Genomic DNA, 15,554 nt, shown 5'->3' with positions numbered 1-15,554 from the left:
TCAGGGGCGACGAGCTCGCCATTCGGGGGCGAGGACCGCCCACATCTGCTTGTCGTGGCGGGTGCCTCCGACGGGCCACGACTGGCGCCGCACCCCTTCGAGGGTCATGCCGAGCCGCTCGGCAACCGCGGAGCTCCGTTCGTTGTCGGCTCGACAGTTCCACTCGGCGCGATGGAGCCCCCGGGAGGTGAACGCCCAGTCCAGAAGGGCGCGGCAGGCCTCGGTGACCAGCCCGTGGCCCTCGGCGGCGGGCTCCAGCCAGCAACCGATCTCGCACGAGCCGGCGGCGGCGCTGAAGTCCACGAACATCACACCGCCGACCAGCGTGCCGTCGAGCCGGATGCCGTACAGACGGGCACCGTCCGCGGCCTGTCGTTCGGCGTACCGGCGCAGGGTGGCCCGCGCTCCGTCCAGATCGTCGGTCACGAACGCCGGGCCGACCCAGGGCCGGATGTGCTCGCGGGCCCGGTCCATATGGGCGGCGAACTCCTCGGCGTGCCAGACCTCCAGCGGCTCGAGGCGCGCGTCGTCCCGCAGCGGCAGCGAGAACATGATGACCCCATTCACACAACAAGTGTTACGGGTATGTACCGTAGCACCATGCCACGCACCAAGGGCGATCATGAGGCCCGCCGTCGCGACGTCTCCGAAGCGGTCTGGCGAGTGCTTGCCGCGCACGGCTTCGGCGGTCTCACCCTGCGCGCCGTCGCCACCGAACTCGGCGCGACCACCGGTCTGCTCACCCACTACTTCCCGGCCAAGCGCGACCTCGTCGCACACGCCCTCGACCTGCTCGAACAGCGCACCGAATCCCGTCCCCGCCGCGCCCGGGGGCAGGGCCTGTCCGCGGTGAGGGCCGCCCTGCTCGACGTCCTGCCGCTGACTCCCGAAGCCACCGACAGCAACCGGATCTGGGTCTCGTCCTGGGACGCGGCCCTCGCCGACCCCGCTCTGAGCGACGACTACGCCCGCAAGTACGCACAGAGCCGGGACAGGCTGCGCGACCTGATCGCCTCGGCCCAGGAACTCGGCGAACTGCCGCCCAAAGACCCCGCGCGCATCGCGGCCGGCGCCCAGTCCTTCGTACTCGGGCTGGTGGTGCAGGCCTTGTTCGCCCCGACGGCCCTCCCGCCCCGTCGCCAGGTCGAGCTCCTCGACGACTACCTGGCGTCACTGGCGTCGCCGGACCCGCGACAGGGCGGACCGTCCCCGACCCCGGATGTGTGAGACGAACCTCGGCATGTGTGAGACGACTCTGGCGAGGCAGGCGGTCCAGGACGATCCCTGAGCATCACGACCGGAGGAGTGCCTGTGACCGCACGCAAGAACATATTCGTCCTGGGCCTGGACGAGGCGAATCTGCCGACCCTGCGCGATGTGCCCCACGCCGACGAGTACGAGTTCCATCAGCTGCTGACCGTGGAGGAGCTCCAGCACGGCGAGGTGTCCGTGGCGGAGCTGAGGGAGAAGGCACAGGGCGTGCTGGACGCCTTCGACGGCAGCATCGACGCGATCGTCGGCTATTGGGACTTCCCCGTGAGCACACTCGTACCGATGCTCAGCGAGCGCTACGGAACGCGCAGCACGAGCCTGGAGTCGGTCGTCAAGTGTGAGCACAAGTACTGGAGCCGGCTGGAGCAGCAGAAGGTCGTCGACGAGCATCCACGCTTCGGCCGGGTGGATCTGGAGGCGGACGACCCGCGCCCGCCCGAGGGCATGAGCTTCCCCATGTGGGTCAAGCCGGCCCTGTCGTACTCCTCGGAACTGGCCTTCGGTGTCAAGGACGAGAAGGAGTTCCGCGAAGCGGTGGAGGAGATCGGCAAGGGAGTCGCCCGCGTCGGCCGGCCCTTCGAGTACGTCCTCGACCGGCTCGACCTGCCCGCCGAGATGGACGGCGTCGGAGGCCAGGTCTGTCTGGCGGAAGAGGCGCTCTCCGGGGTCCAGGTCGCCGTGGAGGGTTATGTCCGCGACGGTGAGGTCACCGTCTACGGCGTCCTCGACTCCATCAACTACCCGGACTCGTCGAGCTTCCTGCGCCACCAGTACCCGTCCGCGCTGCCCGAGCCGGTCATCCGGCGGCTGCACGACGTGTCGACACGGGTCATGCGGCAGATCGGCATGGACGCGGCGACGTTCAGCATCGAGTACTTCTACGACCCGCAGACCGACGCCATCAATCTGCTGGAGATCAACCCCCGGCACTCCCAGTCGCACGCCGAGCTGTTCGAGTACGTCGACGGCGTACCCAACCATCACTGCATGATCAGCCTCGCCCTGGGCAGGGATCCCTCCCTGCCGCACCGGGCCGGCCCGTACAAGGTGGCCGCCAAGTGGTACCACCGGTGGTTCGCCGACGGTGTGGTGCACCAGGTGCCGACACGGGAGGAGCTCGACCGCATCGAGCGCGAGATCCCGGGCGTACGGATCGACGTGGTGCCCGAGGAGGGGCAGCGCCTGTCGCAGACCCCGCAGCAGGACAGCTACAGCTACGAGATCGCCCACATCTTCACCGGCGGGGACAGCGAGGAGGACCTGCGGGCGAAGTACGACCGCTGTGTGGCGGCCCTCGGCCTCGCCTTCGACGGGACCACTCCGGGCGGCCGCGACACGAAGAACGCCTGAGGGAAGGGAGCGGACCGGCCGTATGCGTTTTGTCAGCAATCTGCCCTGTGCGACGAAGGAAGAGGAACACGTCGTCGTCCCCATGTCCGACGGCACACGCCTGTCGGCCCGCGTCTGGCGCCCGGTCTCATCGGACGAGGAACCGGTGCCCGCGGTGCTGGAGTGCATCCCGTACCGCAAGCGCGACCTGACCGCCCGCCGCGACTCGATCCACCACCCCTACATAGCCGGCCACGGCTACGCCTGCGTACGGGTGGACCTGCGGGGCACCGGCGACTCCGAGGGCGTGCTGGCCGACGAGTACACCGAGCGGGAACTGGCCGACGCAGAGGAGGTCCTCGCCTGGCTGGCCGAGCAGCCCTGGTGCGACGGCGCCACCGGCATGATGGGCATCTCCTGGGGTGCGTTCGCCGCCCTCCAGACGGCCGCCCGCCGGCCGCCGAGCCTGCGCGCGATCGTCATCGCGTCGTTCACGGACGACCGTTACGCCGACGACATGCATTACATGGGCGGCACCATGCTGTCCGACAACCTCGCCGAGGCGGGCACCATGTTCGCCTACGCCACCTGCCCACCGGACCCCGCCGTGGTCGGCGAGCGCTGGCGCGAGATGTGGCACGAACGCATGGAGCACACCCGGCCCTGGGTGCTGGAGTGGCTGCGCCACCAGCGGCGGGACGACTACTGGAGGCACGCCTCGGTCTGCGAGGACTACGCCGCCATGCGCTGCCCCGTCCTCGCGTCCAGCGGCTGGGCCGACGGGTACTCCAACGCCGTGACACGGCTGCTGTCCCATCTGGACGTACCGCGCAAGGGACTGATCGGTCCCTGGTCGCACAAGTTGCCGCACCTCGGCGAACCGGGCCCCGCCATCGGCTACCTCCAGGAAGTGGTGCGCTGGTGGGACCACTGGCTCAAGGGCGTGGACAACGGCGTCATGGAAGGGCCCATGCTGCGGGCGTGGATGCAGGACAGCGTGCCGCCGTCCACCTCGTACGAAGAGCGCCCCGGCCGGTGGGTCGGTGAGCCGGGCTGGCCCTCGCCGCACATCACAGCGGTCACCCACCCGCTCCTGCCCCACCGGATCGGCCGGCCCGAGGAGGCGGCGGAGGTGCCCGGTGAGCCCAGGGGCGACGAGGGTGGCGACGACACGGGCGACGACGCCATGACCGTGCAGTCGCCGCTGTCCGTCGGCCAGTTCGCGGGCAAGTGGGCTTCCTACAACGCCCCGCCGGACCTGCCGTACGACCAGCGCGAGGAGGACGGCGGCTCGCTCGTCTTCGACACCGGGCCGCTGAGCGAGCCCGTCGAGATCCTCGGCTCTCCCACGGTCGAACTCGACGTGTCCGTCAGCGAACCGGTGGCCACCGTCGCCGCCCGCCTCTCCGACGTGGCACCCGACGGCCGGGCCACTCGTGTGACGTACGGCCTGCTCAACCTTGCCCACCGCAGTGGCACTGGCGAGCCGGAACCCCTTGAGCCGGGCCGGCGCTACCGGGCCACCGTCGAACTCAACGGGGTGGCCCAGGTGTTCCCGCGCGGCCATCGCATCCGGCTCTCGCTGTCCACCTCCTACTGGCCGCTGGCCTGGCCTCCGCCGCGTCCCGCCCTGCTGAGCGTCCACCAGCGGACCAGTACCCTCACGCTGCCGGTGCGCCCGGCGACGGAACCGGACGAGGTGCCGCAGCGCCCCTTCGGAGAGCCCGAAGGCACCCAGCCCCTCACGACCACTTCACTGACGGCTCCGGAGCAGCGCTGGGAGGTCAGGCGCGACCTGATCGGTTACGACTGGGCGTTGGAGATCGTGAAGGACCGGGGCACCGTGCGCATCGACGACATCGGTCTCGATGTCGGCTGCCGGGCCTACGAGCGCTACACCGCCACGGCCGACGACTTCACCTCCGTCGGGGGCGAATCGGCGTGGACCATGCGCTTCCGGCGGGACGACTGGGACGTGCGCGTGGAGACCCGCACACAGCTGACGTGCAGCGAGACGGAGTTCTTCGTCGACGCGACCCTCGACGGCTATGAGGGAGAGCGCCGGGTGTTCTCCCGCACCTGGAACGAGACGCTGCCCAGGGACCACCTGTAGCGCGGGGTGGCACGGGGCAGTACGGGCCGCACCGGGTGCCGGTGCGGCCCGGCTGTCTGCCCGTCGGTGCCGCCCCCGCGGCCCAGGGGGTGGGAGAGTGGTGCCATGTGCGGCCGATATGCCTCCACCCGAGCACCGGAGGATCTCGCCGGCCTCTTCGAGGCCCGCTGGAATCCGGAGGAGACCCTCGCCCCGAGCTGGAACGTCGCCCCGACCGACCCGGTGTGGGCCGTCCTTGAACGCCCGGACCGGGGCAGCGGCGAGCTGGAGCGCCGGCTGCGCACGGTGCGGTGGGGCCTGGTGCCGTCGTGGGCGAAGGACCCGTCAGTCGGTTCGCGGATGATCAACGCACGCGTCGAGACGGTGCACGAGAAGCCGGCCTACCGGCGGGCGTTCGCCACACGCCGGTGCCTGCTCCCGGCGGACGGCTTCTACGAGTGGCAATCCGTCCCCGCGACCGGCAGGGCGAAGGCCTACAAGCAGCCGTACTTCATCCGCCCGCAGGACACGTCGGTGATGGCGATGGCCGGTCTGTACGAGTTCTGGCGCGACCCGGCCGTCACCGACGAGGACGCCCCCGGGGCCTGGCTCACCACCTGCACGGTCATCACCACCGAAGCCACCGACGCGGCCGGCCGCATCCACCCCCGCATGCCCCTCGCTCTCGACCCCGACGACTACGAGGCCTGGCTCGACCCCACCCACCAGGACGTGCACGACCTGCGCGCCCTGCTCCACACCCCCGGGGGCGGGCGCCTCGACGTACGACCGGTGTCGACCGCGGTCAACAGCGTCCGCAACAACGGCCCCCACCTTCTCGACGCCCCCGCCTGACGCCCATGCCCTGACGCCCATGCCCTCACGCCGGTCGCTCTCCGGCGTGGGACACCCCATCGCGTCGGCACCCTCTACACCGGTTCGTCCACCACGGTCCGCGACCGAAGTCCCGAGCCGAGCCGGGCGACGGCGCGCGGCCGGCTGAGGAGGAAGGCGGTGCAGGCGGCGGTCAGGGTGACGGCTCCCGCGGTCAGGGCGGCCGTGGTGAGTCCGTCGATGAACGCGTGGTCGACGGCGCCGAGCAGCCGGGCACGCACGGCGTCGGGAAGAGCGGCGAGTTGGTCCGCCTGTGGCGTGCGCTCCGTGATGCCCCGCAGAATCCCTGGGGGAAGGCTCTGTTCCTGGGCGAAGGTGTCCAGGCGGGCGGTGCAGACGGTGGCGAGGACCGAGCCCTGGACGGCGACCCCGAGGCAGGCGCCGACCTGGCGGGTGGCGTCGTTGATGGCGGACCCCAGACCCGCACGCTCGGACGGGACGGCGTTCATGACCGCTTCGGTGCCGGCCGCCGCCACCATGCCGGCGCCGAGCCCCGCGATGACCTGGAAGACGACCAACCGGGGGTAGCCGGAGCTGTCCTGGGTGCCGGCCAGCACGGCGAAGGCCACGGTGCTCAGGAGGAGCCCGGTGATGATGGGCGGCATCTCTCCGCCCCGGGCCAACAGGGGCAGGGCGGCCGTCGCGCCCGCACCCAGAGCGGCCAGCAGCGGAAGGGTGTGCACGCCGGCCTGCCAGGGTGTGTAGCCGAGGACGCCCTGCAGATGGAGCGTCATCATGAACAGGGCGCCGTAGATGCCGAAGGAACTCATGGCCAGGGTGAGAGCGCCCGCGCCGATACGGCCCTCGCGCAGGATCCACAGCGGCAGCATCGGGGCCCTGCTGCGGCTTTGCTGAAGCAGGAAGACGGTCAGGAGCAGACCCGACACAAGGTATCCGGCCAGCATGGGCGTGCTGGTCCAGCCGCGTCGGGGTGCCTCGATGATCGACCACACGAGGGTCAGCAGCGCCGCGGTGGAAAGAAGGGCGCCTGTCAGGTCGACGCGCCCCGTGCCGGGCGCCTTCGATTCGGGTACCAGCCACAGGGCCAGCGCGATGGTGAGGACGGCGACGGGAAGGTTCAACCAGAACCCGGCCCGCCAGGAGAACTGCTCGACCAGCCAGCCGCCGATCAGAGGCCCCGTCAGGCCGCCCGCGCTGCCGATGACCGCCCAGATGGCGATGGCCCGCCGGCGCAGGGCCGGTTCGGGGAAGAGATTGGTGATCACGGACAGGGTGGCGGGCATGAGCAGCGCTGCTCCGGCGCCCATGCCGCCTCGTGCGGCGATGACCTGTACGGGGGTGGTGGCCAGGGCTCCCGCGACGCCGGCGGCCCCGCACAGGGCAAGGCCGAGCATGAAGGCACGGCGCCGGCCGATCCTGTCGGTGACGGCGCCCAGGGCCAGGACGGTGCCGCCCAGGACGAGGGCGTACCCGTCGACGATCCACTGCACCTGGGCCATGGACGGGGACAGCCGCTGCTGGAGGTCGGGGATGGCGACGTTGAGGATGGTCAGATCCAGCCCGAGCAGGAACAGTCCTGAGCACACCACGGCGGTGGCGGCGTAGCGTCGGTCGGGCAGGCGAGGGCTCATGGTCATCTCGTCGAGGTCGGTGTGGCGGAGTGGGCGTCAGCCGCACGTCCGGCTGCGCGGTGGGGCGGGCGGTCAGGCCGTGGTGAAGACCAGTACGGTGTTCTGTCCGCCGAAGCCGAACGAGTTGCTGATGGCAGCGTTCATCCGGTGCCGGCGGGGCACCTTGGTGACGACATCGAGGTCGATGTCCGGATCGAGGCAGTCCAGGTTCGCCGTTGGAGGGATCTCCTGGTGGAGGAGGCTCAGGACGGTCAGAGCCGCCTCGATGGCCCCGGCCCCGGCGATGCTGTGACCCGTGACACTCTTGGGCGCTGTGACGGGTGGGGGCCTGTCGAAGACCGACCGCAGTGCCCGTGCTTCCGCCAGGTCGTTGAGACGGGTCGAGGTGCCATGGGCGTTGACGTGGTCGACGTCGGCCGGATGCAGGCCCGCGTCGGCGAGCGCGAGGCGGATGGCGCGCGCGGCTCCCGAACCGTCGGGGGTGGGAGCCGTGGGGTGGTGCGCTTCGCCGGAGACGGCGGCCCCGGCGAGGTAGGCGTGGATCGGGGCGCGACGGGCCCGAGCGTGCTCGGCCCGTTCCAGAACCAGGACCGCGGCGCCCTCGGAGAGGACGAACCCGTCCCGGTCGCGGTCGAAGGGGCGACTGGCGGCGTCCGGCGCCGACGTGCGGTGCGACAGTGTCTGCAGCCGGTCGAAACACATCGCCGCCATCGGACCGCAGGCCACGTCCGTGCCGCCGGCGAGAACGATGTCACACGTTCCGGAGCACAGCAGGTGCCGTGCCAGGCTCATGGCCGTGGCGCCTGAGGCGCAGGCCGTGCTCACCGTCAGTCCCGGGCCCTGAATGTTCATGTCGAGGCTGATCTCGCCCGCGGCCATGTTGGGGCTGCTGCGCGGAATGGTGCTCGGGGCGATCCTGCTGCCGCGGCCGTCGAGGAACTTCTTCCAGGTGTTCCTGGCGGTCTCCTCGCTCTGCCCGCTGGCTCCGATGATGACACCGACGCGTACGGGGTCCCAGCCGGCCGGATCGAGCCGCGCATGGCCGACCGCCTCGCGGGCGGCCGCCAACGCGAGCTGGATGAAGCGGTCCATGCGCCACACCAGCTTGCGGCCGAGCCTGCGCTCGCCGTCGAAACCGTCGGCCCGGCAGCAGAACGTCACCGGCAGGCCCGCCAGTTGGGGCTGATGAGCGGCGGTTCCGGTACCCAGGCGCATCCGCTCCCACGTACCGTCGACGTCGCTGCCCGCCGAGGTGATCATGCCCAGGCCGGTGACGGCCACCGCGTTCCGGCTCATGCCACCGGCCCGCCGCTGACGGCCGGGGTGGTCTGCGCGGGCTGGATGTCTTCCAGCAGTGTGGCGACCTCCTCGAGGGTGGAGTGCTTCTGAATGCCGCCCAGGTCTTCCGGCAGGGTGATGTGGTGGTCGTCCTCCAGGATGGTCAGCATCTCCATCAGCGCGAGCGAGTCCACCTCCAGCGCCTCCAGACGCGACTGGCCGGTGATGGTGCTTTCATCCACCCCGAAGTGGTCGGTCAGGGTACGGATCAGCAGATCGAGCATTGCGGACAAGGCGCATACCTTTCTCGTCGAGTGGTCCCGCGGGGTGTTCATCCGGATGCTTGGGCTTCCACGACCAGGCAGGTGGCGGTGAGGCCGACGCCGACGGACACCAGCACCGACACCGGTGCCGCCCTGTCGGCGCCGCGGGCGCACAGACAGGCCAGATCGGCAAGGAGATCGCCCGGCCCCAGGTGCGCGGAGTGCTGTCCGGTGGTGCTCACCTTCGCTCGCAGCGTCGCGGGAAGGGCCGACAGCAGCCGGCGCGCCAGCATCGGACCGAGACGCGGCAGCATCATCAGGCCGATCGACGGATCGTCGTCGGACAGGCCGGCATCCAGCAGAGCGTGGTGAACGGCTGTCTTCACCGCCCGCAGCACGGCGATGCCATGCTCGAGATGGCCTCGCACGGTGTCGTCGACCACGATGCGCGTACCGCGCCGCTGCTCCGGCGCGCCCGGTGGGCCGGCGGGACGGCGTACGAAGGGGGCGCCCGCCGTGGCAGCGGAGCGGATGGACAGCGGCCCGCGCCCGCCCCGACGCAGCAGTACCGCGGCGGCACCGTCCTCAAGTTCGACACCCTGGACCGACCTCTGACCCCAGTGCTCCGGGGACAGGCCGGCGAAGCTGTCGGCGGCGACCACCAGGGCCGAACCCAAAGCGGGTTCGCACATCAGGCTCATCACCGCATGGGTGACGCCGGCTGCTCCGCCATTGGACATCTGCTGCAGACCCAGCACCGTGGCTGCCCGCGCCCCGCAGGACTCGGCGAGGTGGAAGGGAGCCAGACGCCAGTCGTCACCGTTGTCGAACCCCAGGGCCAGACACAGCAGATCCAGGTGCTGTGCCGCCTGCCCGGTCTGCCGCAGCACCTGGCACGTCACCTCGTACGCCAGCTCCGGACCGGTGCGCATCGTCGTCGTGGTGCCGCTCCTGCCGGGGCTCGGGTGGGCGGACGGAGCCGGTACGTGCGGTGAGGAATGGCGGATCCCCGGCAGCAACTGAGCGGCGCCGGCCACGCTGACGCGGTTGTCCACCCTCACACCGAACCCGCTTTCGCCGTGGCGCGGCAGGTGACCGGCAGACTCTCGAGGGAGGCGACCGCACCCTCCTGGCCGCGCAGCGTTTCGGCGGGCACCGCGAGGGCGAGGTCGGGCATCCGCGTGAAGATCTGGAGGAGCGCGCCGCGTACCTCCCGGCGGGCCAGCGCCGCTCCCGGGCAGAAGTGGGCGCCGGAGCCGAAGGAAAGATGGGCGGCGGGAACCGGACGGTCCAGCCGCACGCTCAGCGGATCCGGCCACCGTTCAGGGTCGAGATTGGCGTGCAGGAAGGAGACCACGACCGCCTCGCCCCGCCCGATGTCGGCATCGGGGAGCTGAAGCGGCTCCCGCGCCACCCGCAGGCTCGAGTGGGGAAACGGGGGTGCGAGGCGCAAGAGCTCTTCCAGCACCCGGTCGCCCACAGCCTGTTCCCCGCGGCACAGCAGCTCACGCACCGCCGGGCGCTGCGTCAGCAGCAGCGACGCGGCCGGGAGGACCGCGACCAGGGACTCCACCGTCCCGAACACCATCAGCTCGACGGCCGCCAGCGTTTGCGGCCCGCTCAGGCGGCCCGCCTCGTACGCCTCGACCAGCACACCGGCGACACCGTCGCTGCTCCGCCGCCGCGCATGCGCGACCATGCGTACGGCGATGCCGTCCAGCGCACGCTGCGCCGCCGGACTCGGTCGCACACTCCACCCGCCGTCCACCACCACGGCGACGGCGTCGCGTGCCAGATCGGACGGCACTCCCAGCACCGCGGCCACCGTCGCCTCGGCCAGGGGCACAGCGACATCGGTCACGAGGTCGAAGGCGCCTTGCGCGGCGGCCCGGTGCATCAGCGCCGCACACGCCTCGTCGACCACACCAGCGACGGCCCCCACGGACGCACCCCTGAGTCGCTCACCCACAGCACCGCGCAGTTCCCGGTGCGAGGGCCCGCTCGCGGCGAGCAGTTGCGGCGTATCAGCCAGCAGGACGCCGGTATTCGTGAGAGCCCCGGCGTCGATCGGTGCACCGTTCCACGACAGGCCGCCGACCGTCACGTCCTTGGCGAAACGGGTGTCGGCCAGTACGGCCCTGGCGTCGCGGTCGGTGAACACCGCCCATACCGGAAGGTCGCCGAAGACCCGGACGGCGGCCGTGCGCACCGACGGCCTGGTGAAGCGTGTCGCGAAGCGTGGATCCCACACCGCCGGACACGAGAGACGGGCTGGGAGCGTTCGTGCGGGCATGAGAACGCGTCACCAATCTCGACAGATGCAAGGGCTCATTCCGAGCATCGTCCCAAGGCGGCTATTCGGGACAAGCGAGACACGCTTCTCGTGCGTTACTTCAGATCATGCGACCGGCTCACGCGCACATGAGGGCAGACCGCCTTGTCCCCGCCTCAACCGCTACGGGCGATGCCGCCGAAAGGGCCTGGTCCTCAGTGAGGACCAGGCCCTGTCTTCGTGCCGCTACAGCAGGATTCCCAGCAGGGATTCAACGGCCTGGAGGAGGTGAGAGAGGAGGCCACCGGGGCCCGGGTTCAATACCATGGCATTCTCGATTCTGCGGAAGAGGATGAAATCAAGCAATTCCCTCAGGAGCGGTTCCGTAACGAGACCGACCGGGTGTTTGCCGGAGAGCGGAAGAGAAACGACATGGACCGCCCGCCGCGGCGTGCGCCGCGCCGTGGGGAACGGATCAGCCCGCGCAGCCGGGGACGCTTCCGACCGGGCGGCAGTTGGCGCCGGTGTTCCCGGTGACCCTCGTGTTGACGAGGCTGACCGTGGATCCGGGGTTCTCCCAGATGCCGCCGCCCTGCCCGCCGTCGGCCGTACTGGCGCTGTTCCCGATGACCCGGCTGCTGGTCAACGTGGCGACGCCGTCGGCGAAGTTGCCCACCCCGCCGCCGCGGTGGACCGCTGGATGGTTGTGCCGAAGCCGCTGATGGTGACGTTGCCGCTGATCCGGGGCAGCCCGGCGGACGGGTTGTCGGCCTGCGCCGGCGTGTAGGTGCAGAACGGAGCCAAGAAGACGGGTGCGCCCGTGGTGTTCGCCTGCTGGATCGCCGCCCGCAAGGCCGTCGTGTTCCCGCACGGAACGACGATCTGGGCGTGCGCCTGCTTGGCCGGAATCATGGCCAGGCACAGGCCGAGCCCGGCGGCGGCACCGAGGGTCTTCAGTCGTGGCATCACTGTCGCTGTCATGGCGCCCAGCAAAGGCGGCGGTCGTCACCCTCACCACACGGGGTGCGCCGCTCGGGTCTGGAATCCACCCACCCGGTCGTGCGCCGGGCGACGGCCGGGGGCGCCGGGCAGTCGAGGAGGCATCGCTTCGAGACCCCGCAGGGGCGCGCCCTTCCTAACTCCCCCTCGTGACAGCTACGTTGGAGCGGTCTCTTTCCGTCGGTGTCCAGCTGTAGGGGCAACGCCCGTCGATGGGGGAGGGCCGCCACCTCGAGGCGGACCCCGTCCGGAAGGAGGAGATATGGCCGACAAGCCGTCGTCCATGCGGGCAAGGTTGAGGCGTGAACTCGCGATACGGGTCGCCGCCGGTCTGGGCGTACGCGCCCTGTGGGCGGTGATCGTAGAGCTCTTGCGTCACGACATTTGAGGAGCGCCGTAGGCCGGTCCTGAGGGCGGCGCCGGCACGACGGGGGTCGCCCCCATGCTTCCCGTCGTGCCGCGCTGTCCTTCCCGGCCACCGCCGCACCGCTGAAGGCGAGCTGGGCAGGTCGACCCCGTCGCACGGTAGCCGTCACAAGCTGGTCAGGACCTGAGGGGCGAGGGTCTTGACCATGGTGTTGGTCCAGCGCATCTGCCGCAGCGTCTGCGGGTGGCACGAGGAAGCCAGCTCGAGCAGCTTGTCGTCCTTGGTGGCCTGAGCGGCTTGGGCCAGCATCTCCCAGTACAACGAATTCTCCGACGCGCTCACGTGCAGATCGCGCAGGTCGCGCAGGAGAAGCAGACCCGGCTCGGGCCGGCGCCCCACCGCCTCGGCCGCCTTCTGGCGCACTGTCGCGAGAAAGCCGGAGGAGGTCTCGTCCGGGGGATCACCCAGGGCCAGGCTGTAGTCCGCGGCCGTCCGGGCCAGTCGCCGGACGTGCTCGCGCGACCAGGCGGCGAGGTCCGTCGCGACATGGTGGATCTCGTGCTCGGTGCGGTGCCGGTCCGCCACGGCCATGAGTTCTCCGGCCAGGTGCTGCTCGCCGTGGTGGACAACGCGCAGGACGAGCTTGATGCCGTTCACTCGCCGCCTCCTTCGGGCGTGTTCCGGGCGGCGCTTTCCGACTGCGATGCGTAGGCCGCAGGACCGCCCACGGTCGGGGGCACGTGGGCGCCCCGAGACGGGGCGGACGCCGTGGTGGTGGGGGCCGGGGCGCTCTTGCCGTCACCGCGCTCGATGAGATGCACGGCGGCCGCGGCTGTTTTGAACAGCGGTTGCTTGGAGACGGGATCCCAGTCGGTGACGGTCGTCTCGTTCGCGGCCCGCCCCTTTGTCGTGCCGCCCGGGCCGTGTCCGGCGGGCGTGTCCCAGTACCCGTAGTGGAAGGGCACGAACAGCAGACCCGGGCGGATGTCAGTGACCCGCAGACGCCCTCGCAGGGCACCGCGCGGGGTGGTGACCTCGACCAGGTCGCCTTCGCCGAAACCGAGCCCTTCCGCGTCCGGGGAGGACATCTCCACCCACACATCGGGTGCGGCGGCGTTGAGTTGCGGCGCGCGCCCCGTCTTGGTGCGGGTGTGGAAGTGATAGATCGTCCGACCCGCGGTCAGCTGGAAGGGGTGGTCGTCGGTCGGTTGCTCGTGGGACGGGATGTACGCGGCGGCCTTGATCATCGCCTTGCCGTCCGGGTTGAGCGAGCGGTACTCGACCACACCGTTCGCCGCTCCGGTGACGAGGTCCTTGCCGTAGCTCTCACAGGTGTCCGGGTCGGCCCAGGCGACGCCTTCGGTGTAGAGACGCTCCGTCCCCTCGGGCGCTGCCTCGTTGCACGGCCACTGGATGCCGCTCGCGCCGCGCAGCTTGGCGTAGGTGATCCCGGTGTAGTCGCAGGGGCGGCCGGCGCTGCACCGCTTCCACGCCTCGAACGCCGACTCGGGGTCGTCCCAGGTGATGAGCGGGCCGCCGTCCTTGTCCCGGAAGTCCATCCTTGCGGCGTAGTCCAGGAAAATGTCCAGGTCCGGTTTGGCCCCGCCCGGCGGCTCGACGGCCTTGTCCGACAGATGCACCGTGCGGTCGGCGTTTGTGAAGGTGCCGGTCTTTTCGCCCCAGGTCGCCGCCGGCAGCACCACGTCGGCCAGCTGCGCAGTTTCGGTCAGGAACAGATCCTGGACCACGACGAACAGCCGCTCCTGGCCCAGGATCGAGCGGATGCGGGACAGCTCGGGCAGGGAGACGGCCGGATTGGTCCCGCTGATCCACAGCATGCGCAGGGAGCCCTGTTCCGCGTACCGGAACATCTGCATGGCGTGCGTCGGCGGGGCGTAGTGCGGGATGGCCCGCGGCTCGACGTTCCACACCTTCGCCAGATCGGCGACGTGTTCGTCGTTCTCCCAGTTGCGAAAGCCGGGCAGGTCCCCGTTGGCACCGCACTCGCGGGTGTTCTGCGCGGTGGGCTGGCCGTTCATCTGGAGCACCCCGGCCCCGGGCCGGCCGAGCATCCCTCGGATCAGGTGCAGATTGTTGATCTGCACGGCGGCGGCGGTGGCCTGATGGGACTGGTAGACGCCCTGGAGCACCGTGGACAACAGCCGGTCCGCCGTACCGAGGATCTCCGCCGCCTCGATGATCCGGTCGGCCGGGACGTCACAGATTTCCGAGGCCCACTGCGGGGTGCAGACCTCGACACGCGCCGCCAGTTCGTCGAAGCCGACGGTATGGGCGGCGATGTAGTCATGGTCGACCCGGTCGGTGCGGATGATCTCGTGCAACAGCGCGTTGAGCAGCGCCACATTGGTTCCGAGGCGCGGCGCCAGATGGACGGCGGCCCGGCGCGCCACCGGAGTGGGGCGCGGATCCACACACACCAGCCGGGGCGGGGCACTGCCCTCCAAACGGTCGAGGACGCGCATCCACTGGACCGGCTGCGTCTCGGCGATGTTGTGGCCGAACAGCGCGATCACGTCCGCGTGATCGATGTCGTCGTAACTGCCGGGCTGCCCGTCGCAGCCGAAGGACTCCTTCAGCGCCTCCGCGGCGGTGGAGGTGCACAGCCGTGTGTTGCCGTCCACATGGTTGGTGCCGATCCCAGCCCGGGCCAGGACCGCGAGCGTGTAGTACTCCTCCAGGAACAGCTGGCCGGTGGTGTAGAAGCCGACCGCACCCGGACCCCGCTCGTCGAGCAGCGCCCTGGAACGGGAGACGACCCGCTCCATCGCGGTGTCCCAATCGCTCTCCACCAGACGTCCGCCCTCTCGGATCAGGGGACGCGTCAGCCGGTCCGGCGAGGCGTTGGCCTGCCAGCCGAAAAGGTCCTTCGGCTCCAGCCGCCCGTGGTTGACGCGATCCCCAGGGCGTCCGCGTACACCGACGATCCGGCCGTCCCGGACGGCGATGTCCATCGCGTCACCGTCGGAGTGCAGGATCGACGCCGACTGCACCCACCGCTGCACCCCGTCCGATTCGACGCCTTCCGCCAGGTGGGTGTCCACGCGTGCCGGCCAGGACTCATGGCGTCCGTACGGGGTGCGGCCGCCCCACGGCTGAGCGATCCGGTCCACCGAAGCGTCCACGCCTGCCTCCCGGCGATCACAGACGACACCTCGCGCGCCGACGACGTCATCGG

The 15,554-nt window shown here is 70.6% G+C and carries 14 protein-coding genes; 4 read left to right on the top strand and 10 right to left on the bottom strand.

Annotation, left to right across the window (positions count from 1 at the left end):
- Nucleotides 1-552, bottom strand: coding sequence for a GNAT family N-acetyltransferase (locus tag ACZ5VC_RS27245; protein WP_469122725.1), 552 nt, complete (start codon nucleotides 550-552; stop codon nucleotides 1-3).
- A 48-nt stretch (nucleotides 553-600) separates the two neighbouring features.
- On the opposite strand from ACZ5VC_RS27245, the gene ACZ5VC_RS27240 reads away from it, so the two are divergent.
- The 4 genes from ACZ5VC_RS27240 to ACZ5VC_RS27225 all read left to right on the top strand — a co-directional run bounded on the left by ACZ5VC_RS27240 (nucleotide 601) and on the right by ACZ5VC_RS27225 (nucleotide 5,548).
- Nucleotides 601-1,227 carry a TetR/AcrR family transcriptional regulator gene (locus ACZ5VC_RS27240; RefSeq protein WP_469122635.1) on the top strand — a complete coding sequence of 209 codons (627 nt, stop codon included), beginning with the start codon at nucleotides 601-603 and terminating at the stop codon, nucleotides 1,225-1,227.
- An 84-nt stretch (nucleotides 1,228-1,311) separates the two neighbouring features.
- On the top strand, nucleotides 1,312-2,622 hold the full coding sequence (locus ACZ5VC_RS27235; protein WP_469122634.1) for an ATP-grasp domain-containing protein: 1,311 nt from the start codon (nucleotides 1,312-1,314) through the stop codon (nucleotides 2,620-2,622).
- A gap of 22 nt (nucleotides 2,623-2,644) precedes the next feature.
- Nucleotides 2,645-4,714, top strand: coding sequence for a CocE/NonD family hydrolase (locus tag ACZ5VC_RS27230; RefSeq protein WP_469122633.1), 2,070 nt, complete (start codon nucleotides 2,645-2,647; stop codon nucleotides 4,712-4,714).
- Nucleotides 4,715-4,819: 105 nt separating this feature from the next.
- Complete coding sequence (locus tag ACZ5VC_RS27225) at nucleotides 4,820-5,548, top strand: SOS response-associated peptidase (protein WP_469122632.1); 729 nt, start codon at nucleotides 4,820-4,822, stop codon at nucleotides 5,546-5,548.
- Between the two features lie 74 nt (nucleotides 5,549-5,622).
- Here the strand turns inward: ACZ5VC_RS27225 and ACZ5VC_RS27220 are convergent, their stop codons facing one another.
- From ACZ5VC_RS27220 to ACZ5VC_RS27180, 9 genes are all read right to left on the bottom strand, one after another.
- Nucleotides 5,623-7,179, bottom strand: coding sequence for an MFS transporter (locus ACZ5VC_RS27220; protein ID WP_469122631.1), 1,557 nt, complete (start codon nucleotides 7,177-7,179; stop codon nucleotides 5,623-5,625).
- A gap of 72 nt (nucleotides 7,180-7,251) precedes the next feature.
- Nucleotides 7,252-8,475, bottom strand: coding sequence for a beta-ketoacyl-[acyl-carrier-protein] synthase family protein (locus ACZ5VC_RS27215; protein ID WP_469122630.1), 1,224 nt, complete (start codon nucleotides 8,473-8,475; stop codon nucleotides 7,252-7,254).
- A complete protein-coding gene (locus ACZ5VC_RS27210) occupies nucleotides 8,472-8,741 on the bottom strand; it encodes an acyl carrier protein (RefSeq protein ID WP_469122724.1) in 270 nt (89 codons plus the stop codon). Before ACZ5VC_RS27210 ends, ACZ5VC_RS27215 begins: the two co-directional genes overlap by 4 nt.
- A 47-nt stretch (nucleotides 8,742-8,788) precedes the next feature.
- Nucleotides 8,789-9,775, bottom strand: coding sequence for a beta-ketoacyl-[acyl-carrier-protein] synthase family protein (locus tag ACZ5VC_RS27205; RefSeq protein WP_469122629.1), 987 nt, complete (start codon nucleotides 9,773-9,775; stop codon nucleotides 8,789-8,791).
- Nucleotides 9,776-9,777: 2 nt separating this feature from the next.
- Nucleotides 9,778-10,929: a cytochrome P450 gene (locus tag ACZ5VC_RS27200; protein ID WP_469122628.1), complete on the bottom strand. Its 1,152-nt coding sequence runs from the start codon at nucleotides 10,927-10,929 to the stop codon at nucleotides 9,778-9,780.
- A gap of 538 nt (nucleotides 10,930-11,467) precedes the next feature.
- Entirely contained in the window at nucleotides 11,468-11,638 is a 171-nt protein-coding gene (locus tag ACZ5VC_RS27195; RefSeq protein WP_469122627.1) for a hypothetical protein, read from the bottom strand.
- Nucleotides 11,635-11,973 carry a hypothetical protein gene (locus tag ACZ5VC_RS27190; RefSeq protein ID WP_469122626.1) on the bottom strand — a complete coding sequence of 113 codons (339 nt, stop codon included), beginning with the start codon at nucleotides 11,971-11,973 and terminating at the stop codon, nucleotides 11,635-11,637. Before ACZ5VC_RS27190 ends, ACZ5VC_RS27195 begins: the two co-directional genes overlap by 4 nt.
- Nucleotides 11,974-12,523: 550 nt before the next feature.
- Nucleotides 12,524-13,015 (bottom strand): hypothetical protein, encoded by a 492-nt coding sequence (locus tag ACZ5VC_RS27185; RefSeq protein ID WP_469122625.1) that lies wholly within the window; start codon nucleotides 13,013-13,015, stop codon nucleotides 12,524-12,526.
- Nucleotides 13,012-15,501 carry a molybdopterin oxidoreductase family protein gene (locus tag ACZ5VC_RS27180; RefSeq protein ID WP_469122624.1) on the bottom strand — a complete coding sequence of 830 codons (2,490 nt, stop codon included), beginning with the start codon at nucleotides 15,499-15,501 and terminating at the stop codon, nucleotides 13,012-13,014. Before ACZ5VC_RS27180 ends, ACZ5VC_RS27185 begins: the two co-directional genes overlap by 4 nt.
- Between the last annotated feature and the right edge of the window lie 53 nt (nucleotides 15,502-15,554).

The organism is Streptomyces sp. NPDC033174, assembly GCF_055577795.1.
This window is presented reverse-complemented; position numbering and strand designations above follow the sequence as displayed.

Coding starts and splice junctions, on each gene's coding strand:
- ACZ5VC_RS27210 (WP_469122724.1), bottom strand. CDS start 8,741: ATGCTCGATCTGCTGATCCGTACCCTGACCGACCACTTCGGGGTGGAT.
- ACZ5VC_RS27190 (WP_469122626.1), bottom strand. CDS start 11,973: ATGACAGCGACAGTGATGCCACGACTGAAGACCCTCGGTGCCGCCGCC.
- ACZ5VC_RS27230 (WP_469122633.1), top strand. CDS start 2,645: ATGCGTTTTGTCAGCAATCTGCCCTGTGCGACGAAGGAAGAGGAACAC.
- ACZ5VC_RS27225 (WP_469122632.1), top strand. CDS start 4,820: ATGTGCGGCCGATATGCCTCCACCCGAGCACCGGAGGATCTCGCCGGC.
- ACZ5VC_RS27240 (WP_469122635.1), top strand. CDS start 601: ATGCCACGCACCAAGGGCGATCATGAGGCCCGCCGTCGCGACGTCTCC.
- ACZ5VC_RS27220 (WP_469122631.1), bottom strand. CDS start 7,179: ATGAGCCCTCGCCTGCCCGACCGACGCTACGCCGCCACCGCCGTGGTG.
- ACZ5VC_RS27215 (WP_469122630.1), bottom strand. CDS start 8,475: ATGAGCCGGAACGCGGTGGCCGTCACCGGCCTGGGCATGATCACCTCG.
- ACZ5VC_RS27245 (WP_469122725.1), bottom strand. CDS start 552: ATGTTCTCGCTGCCGCTGCGGGACGACGCGCGCCTCGAGCCGCTGGAG.